Source organism: Rhodococcus sp. R1101 (assembly GCF_000278445.1).
Taxonomy (GTDB): Bacteria; Actinomycetota; Actinomycetes; order Mycobacteriales; family Mycobacteriaceae; genus Rhodococcus; species Rhodococcus gordoniae.
The window spans coordinates 1-2,077 of the sequence record NZ_AJVB01000590.1 but is presented as its reverse complement, the minus strand read 5'-3'; the positions used below and the strand labels follow the sequence as shown (position 1 = coordinate 2,077).

The window sequence follows — 2,077 nt, the reverse complement described above, 5'->3', positions numbered from 1 at the left end:
GGAGCGTCTCGCCGTTCCGGGACGGGAGGTGTGGAACACCTACGGCCCCACCGAGGCCACGGTCGTCGCCTGCGCCTCGCTGATGGACGGCACCGGACCGGTCCGCATCGGGCTGCCGCTCGACGGCTGGGATCTCGCCGTGGTGGACGCCGCCGGCAACCCCGTCGAGGAGGGCGCGACCGGCGAACTCGTCATCGGCGGTGTCGGCCTCGCGCGCTATCTCGATCCGGCGAAGGATGCCGAGAAGTACGCTCCGATGCCCACACTCGGCTGGGAGCGCGCCTATCGCAGCGGCGATCTCGTCACCCTCGACCGCGAGGGACTGCTGTTCCAGGGGCGCGCCGACGACCAGGTCAAGATCGGTGGCCGCCGCATCGAACTCGGCGAGGTCGACAACGCGCTGCAGAACCTGCCCGGCGTGGCCGGCGGTGCGTGCGCGGTGCGCAGGACCGCTGCGGGACACCCGATCCTCGTGGGGTACATCGCCTCCACCGATCCGGACTTCGACATCGCGTCCGCCCACGACCTGCTGTCCGAGCAACTCCCCGCCGCGCTCGTTCCGCGACTCGCGCTCGTCGACGAACTCCCCACCCGCACATCCGGCAAGGTCGACCGCAACGCCCTGCCGTGGCCGCTGCCGGGCGCCGACGCCGACTCGGTGGAGGCGCTCGGACTCGATCCCACCGCCGAATGGGTCGCCGAATTGTGGACCGACATCCTCGGTGCCCGGATCGAGGGCGTCGACGACGACTTCTTCGAACTCGGCGGTGGCTCCCTCGCAGCGGCACAGCTCGTGACGGCGCTGCGCAGCAGGTATCCGGAGATGACGGTCGCGGAGCTGTACGACCATCCCCGGCTCGGATCGCTCGCGGTCCATCTCGACGAACTCGCACCGACGGAAGCTGCGGCACCACGAGAGGTCACCCCGGTGCCCCGCCTCGCCCAGTTCGCCCAGATCGCGGCGACCGGCGTCCTCACCACCCTCACCGGACTGCAGTGGGTGACCTGGCTGGCGATACTGAACAACGTCATCGCGCTCGTCGTCGACGTGCCGTGGACCGTCACCCTGTCGTGGTGGTGGGTCGCGCTCGGTGTCCTGCTGTTCCTTTCTCCCGTCGGGCGTATGGCGATCTCCGTCGCCGGTTCACGTCTGCTGCTGCGCGGTGTGAAGGCGGGGAGCTACCCCCGCGGAGGCGGTGTCCACCTCAGGCTGTGGACGGCCCTGCGGTTGTCCGAGGCCGTGAACGCGACGAACATCTCCAGTGCTCCCTGGATGCGGCAGTACGCGCGTGCCCTGGGAGCGAAGGTCGGACGTGGCGTCGACCTGCACAGCCTTCCGCCGGTCACCGGTCTCCTCGAGCTCGGCGACGGATGTTCCGTCGAGCCGGAAGTGGATCTCGGCGGCTACTGGGTGGACGGCGACGTCGTCCACATCGGGAGTATCAGGATCGGTGCCGGTGCCACTGTCGGCGCCCGGTCGTTCCTCGCCCCGGGTGCGCGTATCGGTAAGAACGCGGAGGTGGAAGCAGGATCGGCCGTGTTCGGCCGAGTGAAGGCCGGGCAGAGCTGGGCAGGATCGCCTGCGCGCAAGGTCGGCAAGGCCGACCGGCCCTGGCCCGCCGGGACACCGCCGCGGGGTAACAGATGGGTTCCGGTCTACGCCCTGTCGTCGATCCTGCTCGGCGGCCTGCCCATCGTGTCGATCGCCGCGGGCGTCGCGCTGCTCGTGTGGTGGGTGCACGACACCCCCACCGTCTCCGACGCCGTGGTGCATTCCCTGGCGATGCTCCCCGTCGCGGCACTGCTGACGATGTTCGTCTTCGCCCTGCTCACCCTGCTCTCGGTGCGCCTGCTCGCGATCGGCATGACGGAAGGCTGGCATCCGGTGCGCAGCCGCGTGGGCTGGCAGGTGTGGTTCACCGAGCGCCTCATGGATTCGTCGCGCACCTTCCTCTTCCCGCTCTACGCGTCGATGCTGACCCCGATCTGGCTCCGGCTGCTCGGCGCCGACATCGGCAAGGACGTCGAGGCGTCGACCGTGCTGATGGTTCCCAAGTTCACCAAGGTCGCCGACGGT

General features: G+C 69.7%; 1 protein-coding gene. It reads left to right on the top strand.

The window, feature by feature from the left end:
- Window positions 1–2,077, top strand: a 2,077-nt coding sequence (locus R1101_RS0122025; RefSeq protein WP_016935397.1) for a non-ribosomal peptide synthetase, incomplete at both ends; no start/stop codon positions are given.